This is a genomic window from Ammoniphilus soli, assembly GCF_040813775.1.
The window spans coordinates 1-6,115 of the sequence record NZ_JBEGDL010000079.1 but is presented as its reverse complement, the minus strand read 5'-3'; the positions used below and the strand labels follow the sequence as shown (position 1 = coordinate 6,115).

The window sequence follows — 6,115 nt, the reverse complement described above, 5'->3', positions numbered from 1 at the left end:
TCATGAGCAAGCTGGCCTCGGAAAATCCTGATTTTGACCGCGTATGGAAAAGCCAGCAGGAGTATTTGGAGAATTATGCCCGATATCGGGATATGCAAGGAGATTGGGGATTCGGCAACAACTTAATTATACCTGACAAAAAATAGTCGAATAACGATAATAGGGTCCTTGCGGGCCCTATTGCTTAAAGAATTAAAAGTTTCTCATGTATCCGGGGCTTGGAATCCAAAAGAAAGACGTATTAGGGAGGGGAATAAAAATGATAGAAACGTCGAATACCTCTTCGATGAAAAAAGAAAACCTAATAGATCTGCTCTACCAAATGGAGCTGATTCGATTATTTGAAGAGAGAGTAGAAAAGTTGTTCCAACAGGGAAGAATCCACGGAACCATGCACTTATGCATCGGTCAGGAAGCGACAGCAGTTGGCGCCTGCGCGGTCTTGGAGGAGCATGACAAGATTCTGAGCACCCATAGGGGACATGGCCATGCGATTGCGAAAGGCATGGAGATTAACCGGATGATGGCTGAGCTCTTAGGCCGCGTGACCGGCTACTGTAAAGGGAAAGGCGGCTCCATGCATATCGCGGATCTGGACAAAGGCAATCTAGGAGCTAACGGAATCGTGGCCGCGGGGCTTCCGCTGGCCACAGGTGCAGCACTTGCTTCAAAGATGAAGAAGCTTGGCTATGTCGTGCTTTGCTTTTTCGGGGATGGGGCAACCAATGAGGGCGCTTTTCATGAAGCTTTAAACCTGGCCTCTATTTGGGATCTTCCCGTCATTTTTTTCTGTGAGAATAATCAGTATGGCATGTCCGGGTCAGTAAAAGAAATGATCAATATCGATCATATTTCCGATCGAGCCTCGTCTTATGGAATCCCCGGAAAGGTTATCGACGGAAATAATCTGTTCGAAATCATGGAGACGGTCAAAGAAGCTGCCGATCGGGCCCGCAGGGGGGAAGGGCCGACGCTCATTGAAGCGCAGACGTATCGGTGGAGGGGCCATTCGCGTAGCGATGCCAGAAAATATAGAACCCGTGAAGAGGAAATGTATTGGAGAAATGAAAAAGACCCCATTATGCTATTCCGCAATAAGTTAATGGATGACGGAATCATAACGGAAGAAGACTACAAGGCTATCCAAGATAGGGTAAGCAAAGTGGTAGAGGAAGCGGTAGAATTTGCCGAAAATAGTCCCATGCCGGCTCTAGAGACACTAGAAGATGATGTTTACGCTTAAATTGGGAAGTGGAGGTGCATTAAAATGAGAGAGCTTACTTATATGGAAGCAGTCCGGGAAGCCATGTGCCAGGAGATGCGAGTCAATGAAGATGTTTTCATTATGGGGGAAGACGTTGGGATCTACGGCGGGCCATTTGGACTTACCAATGGGATGATTGAGGAATTTGGTTCTGAACGCGTGCGCAATACCCCTATATCGGAAGCGGCATTAAGCGGATGTGCCGTTGGTGCTGCCCTGATGGGCATGCGTCCTATCATTGACCTTCAATTTTCGGATTTCATAACGATTGCTACAGATAATATTGTCAATCAAGCAGCCAAGCTCCGTTACATGTTTGGCGGGAAGGGAAAGGTTCCGCTTGTACTTCGAACTCCAGGCGGTTCCGGAGCCGGCTTTGCCGCACAGCACTCGCAAAGCCTGGAGGCCTGGATGGCCCATATACCCGGTTTGAAAGTAGTGCAGCCTTCGACCCCTTATGATGCGAAAGGATTAATGAAAGCTGCAATGGATGATGATAACCCTGTTATGTTTTATGAGCATAAGCTTCTTTATGGAGTAAAGGGGGATGTCCCCGAGGAGGCCTATTCGATCCCCTTAGGGAAGGCGGATGTTAAGAGAAAAGGAAGTGATGTCACGGTAATCGCCACTTCCATCATGGTACATAGATCCCTTGAGGCGGCCAAGCAGCTTGAACAAGAAGGAATTAGCGTGGAGGTTGTTGATCCGCGCACTCTGGTTCCTTTAGATAAGGACACGATTCTTAACTCGGTAAAGAAGACGGGACGAGTAGTTGTGGTTTATGAGGCAGTAAAACGGGGGGGATATGGGGCAGAAATCGCCAGTTTAATTGCTGAAAGCGATGCATTCGATTATTTGGATGCACCTATCGTTCGCTTGGGAGGCCTGCCGGTTCCCATGCCATCTAATCCCATACTTGAGAAAAAGGCTGTGCCACAGGTCGAAGATATCGTTCAAGCAATAAAATCTACCGTAATCAGATGATAGAAGGGGGGATCTGGATTGGCTGAACAAGTGCTGATGCCCAAGGTAGGAGCAACCATGGAAAGCGGGACTATTTTGAAATGGTTCAAAGAAGAAGGGAATCCGGTAGTGAAAGGTGAACCGCTTCTAGAAATTATGACAGATAAGATTAGTATGGAGCTTGAAGCCGAATCGAATGGGATCCTGTTGAAAGTATTAAGCCAAGCGGATGAGGTGATTCCGGTCCATCAAGTTATCGCGTATATAGGGAAAGCCGGAGAAGATATACAGGAATTCTCGCAGCAAACCGAGATGGTTAGTTCGGGCCCATTCCCGGTCAGCCAAGAGCGGGCAGGAGGGGCGGCAGAAGCCGATCCATTGGACCCTTTGGCAACTAAACCGAGAAGAACACCGGCTGCGAGAATTCTTGCGGACATGAGAGGGATAGACCTTCATCAGGTCAAAGGAACAGGACCAAACGGACGCATTCACCGCAGGGATATCTATTCCTTTATCGAAGAGAATCAAAAACCAGTCAAGGCCACGCCATTAGCCCGCAAGATCGCAGCGGAAAACCAAATCGATCTGGCAGAGGTTAACGGATCAGGGGTAAATGGAAAGATTGTTCGCGATGATGTACGGAAGGAACAGAGGTTTCCGCAAACGGAAGCGGCATCTGTCTTGCCTGAAAGAATAAAAATGGAAGGCATTCGCAAGGTCATCGCTCAGAGGATGGTTCAAAGTGTCAACACGGCTCCTCATGTGACATTAGTTAGCGAAGTGGATATGCTCCGCTGTACGGATCTTAGAAAAGAACTTCTTCCCGTGATTGAAAAGCAAACGGGATACCGTCTGTCCTATACGGTGATTCTGGTGAAATTCGTTGCCCATACTCTACGCAGGCATCCCATGGTTAACGCAACCCTAAAGGATGAGTATATCTTCCTAAATCCCCAGGTGAATATAGGCCTGGCCGTTTCCGTTCCCCAGGGGTTGGTGGTACCCGTTGTGAGGAATTCAGACGAGAAAGGCCTCAGGACCTTAACGGAAGAGTGCAAGGGCTTGGGTTCGTTAGCCCGTGAGGGTAAATTAAAGCCCGAACAAATGACAGGCGGAACGTTTACGATCAGCAATTTGGGGATGTACGCTGTGGATGCCTTCACCCCGGTCATCAATCAGCCGGAGTCAGCCATTCTCGGCGTGGGACGCATTCAAGAAAAAGCAGTAGGGGTGGACGGCGTCATTCAACTGCGCCCGATGATGACCCTTAGCCTGTCCTTTGACCATAGGATCATTGACGGGGCTCCTGCAGCCGCTTTCTTGACTGACTTAAAAGAACTTCTAGAAAATCCATACCAAGTCTTGGCATAAGGAGAAAAAATGAAAACTTATGATGTGGCAGTGATTGGAGGAGGACCTGGGGGGTATGTCGCCGCGATCCGCGCCGCCAAGCTCGGATGCTCGGTTGCCTTAGTGGAAGCGGATCAATTAGGAGGAACTTGTTTAAATCGAGGGTGTATACCTTCCAAAACTCTCCTCCGGCACGCAGAAGTGATCCATCAGATTCAACAAGCGAAAAGCTGGGGTATCGAAACAGGGGAAATGAGTTTTTCGCTCGAAAAGATGATGGCGCGCAAAGACCAGGTAATTAAGCGCCTTCGAAATGGTATAGCCTCTCTTTTAAGGGCAGGAAAAATTGATGTGTACCAAGGCATGGGTACCGTTCATGCTGATCGAACCATCACCGTTCGAGCCGGGGAACGAACAGATCAGCTAACGGCCAGAAGTGTCATATTGGCTACAGGGTCCTCTCCTTTTGTTCCGTCTTTTCCGGGAGTGGAAGAGACGGAGGTCTATACAAGCGATACCATCTTTGATATGAGGGAAATTCCCCAATCGATCGTGATTATTGGGGGTGGGATTATTGGTGTTGAGTTTGCTTGTATTTTCGCCAGTCTTCATGTTCGCGTGACGATTGTCGAGATGGCAAAAACATCGTTCCGAGTGAATCTCCTGATGTCGCCGACGTCTTGCATCAATCCTTACAGGAAAAGGGGATTAGCATCCTGACGAGCTCGAAGGTGCAAGCCTTAAAGCAGAAAGGGAAGGAGAAATGGGTTACCATCCAAACGCCGTCCGGGGAATTGGAGGTCCTCGTTGCTGATGCACTATTGGTAGCGGTTGGCAGAAAACCGAATCTTTCTGCCGTGACCGAATTATCTTTGGAAATGAATGGTCCTTATGTGTCGGTAAATAAACAGATGGAAACCAGCATTCCAGGAATATATGCCGTGGGCGATATGAATGGAGGATGGCAGCTGGCTCATACGGCCAGCGCCGAAGGATTGGTAGCGGCGGCAAACGCGGCAAATATTCATGAAGAGATCGATTACAGGGTAGTTCCGCGATGCGTCTATACGCTCCCTGAAATAGCGAGTGTAGGTTTATCGGAGAAGGAGGCGAAGGAACAGGGATACGCGGTAAAGGCAGCCACCTATCCTTTTGCAGGAAACGGCAAAGCGCTTGCGATGGATGAGCGGGAGGGGTTCGTAAAAATTATTGCCGAGGAGAAATATGGGGAAATTCTTGGAGTGGTTATGGTTGGTCCTCATGTTACGGAAATGATTTCAGAAGCCTCGGCGTTTATTTATCTGGAAGGAACCGTAGAGGAACTGAGCAAAATGATCCATCCGCACCCTGCGCTTTCGGAAACGATTTATGAAGCGGCCGCATCATGGCTGGGTAAGGCGATTCACAAATAAGGGGAGGCAACCTGATGAAAGCGCTTGTTAAAGTGAAGCCGGGTAAAGGAAATCTGGAATGGATGGATGTTCCAGAGCCGGAGTGTATGCCCGATACGGTTAAAGTTGAGGTCAAATATGCCGGAATTTGCGGGACAGATCTTCATATTTCCCATGACACCTTTAAGCATAGCCCCCCTGTGATTCTAGGACATGAGTTTTCGGGCGTCGTCTCCGAAGTGGGAAGAAAGATCACGAAAGTAAAGCCGGGTGACAGGGTAGCTGTCTTGCCCTCTAATGCTGGCACCTGCCGTTCGTGCGAATATTGCAGATTGGGATATTACTGGTTCTGTGAGGACCGGAAGGGGATGGGAATCGGACTTGATGGTTGCTTTACCCAATACGCCGTTGTGAAGGAAGACATGGTTTATAAAATTCCTGATCACCTCTCTTTTGAGGAAGCCGCCCTTTCGGAGCCTTTAGCAGTTGTGGTGCAAGCGATTGAAGAACTGACGGATATTAGAGTCGGAGACACCGTTCTTGTGTCCGGACCAGGCCCTATCGGGCTAATATGCGTAGCGCTATTGCGAACGAAAGGCACAAAGATCATCGTAGCCGGTACAGGCGCTGATTCGATGAGACTCGATTTGGCGAAAAAAATGGGAGCCGATCGAGTGATTGATGTCAGCGTGGAAGATCTAGATGCAGCGATCGATCATGAAACCAATGGAAAGGGAGTGGATATTGCCGTCGAATGTGCCGGAGCGGCTCCATCTGTTTCCGCTTGTCTGAAGGTTTTGAAAAAGAGGGGCAAATACGTGCAAGTGGGTATTGTCGGACAAGAAATCACGATTCATTTTGACGATCTTCTATATAAGGGACTCCAGGTTTATGGCAGCGGAGGGCATTCCTTACGTACGTGGGAACGAGTGATGAAGATCCTGGCCCAAGGAACGGTCGATCTCGCTCCCCTGATTACCCATAAAATCCCCTTAAGCCGGTGGAGAGAAGGATTTGATCTTTGCGAGACCAAACAAAGCGGAAAAGTTCTTATGTTTTATGACCTATAAATTTGACTGGAATCAGTGGAAAGAGGAGGGATCCTATGGAGGTTATAAAAAAGATTACCCGAATCATCGATGGCATC

Annotated in this window: 5 protein-coding genes and 1 pseudogene; all 6 read left to right on the top strand. The window is 48.6% G+C overall.

Annotated elements, in window-relative coordinates; genetic code table 11:
* Positions 1 to 259: 259 nt before the first annotated feature.
* The 6 genes and pseudogenes from ABLT31_RS37890 (at position 260) to ABLT31_RS37865 (ending at position 6,038) form a co-directional block, all read left to right on the top strand.
* Positions 260 to 1,243: a thiamine pyrophosphate-dependent dehydrogenase E1 component subunit alpha gene (locus ABLT31_RS37890; protein ID WP_367760893.1), complete on the top strand. Its 984-nt coding sequence runs from the start codon at positions 260 to 262 to the stop codon at positions 1,241 to 1,243.
* Between the two features lie 24 nt (positions 1,244 to 1,267).
* Positions 1,268 to 2,248: an alpha-ketoacid dehydrogenase subunit beta gene (locus ABLT31_RS37885; protein ID WP_367760892.1), complete on the top strand. Its 981-nt coding sequence runs from the start codon at positions 1,268 to 1,270 to the stop codon at positions 2,246 to 2,248.
* An 18-nt stretch (positions 2,249 to 2,266) separates the two neighbouring features.
* Positions 2,267 to 3,598: a dihydrolipoamide acetyltransferase family protein gene (locus tag ABLT31_RS37880; protein WP_367760891.1), complete on the top strand. Its 1,332-nt coding sequence runs from the start codon at positions 2,267 to 2,269 to the stop codon at positions 3,596 to 3,598.
* A gap of 9 nt (positions 3,599 to 3,607) precedes the next feature.
* Positions 3,608 to 4,512 (top strand): annotated as a pseudogene (locus tag ABLT31_RS37875) (dihydrolipoyl dehydrogenase family protein); the annotation flags it as partial.
* Positions 4,489 to 4,989, top strand: a complete 501-nt coding sequence (locus ABLT31_RS37870) for an NAD(P)/FAD-dependent oxidoreductase (protein ID WP_367760894.1) — start codon at positions 4,489 to 4,491, stop codon at positions 4,987 to 4,989. The pseudogene ABLT31_RS37875 and the gene ABLT31_RS37870, both read left to right, overlap by 24 nt.
* A 14-nt stretch (positions 4,990 to 5,003) precedes the next feature.
* Positions 5,004 to 6,038 (top strand): zinc-dependent alcohol dehydrogenase, encoded by a 1,035-nt coding sequence (locus ABLT31_RS37865; RefSeq protein WP_367760890.1) that lies wholly within the window; start codon positions 5,004 to 5,006, stop codon positions 6,036 to 6,038.
* The last annotated feature ends 77 nt before the right edge of the window (positions 6,039 to 6,115 follow it).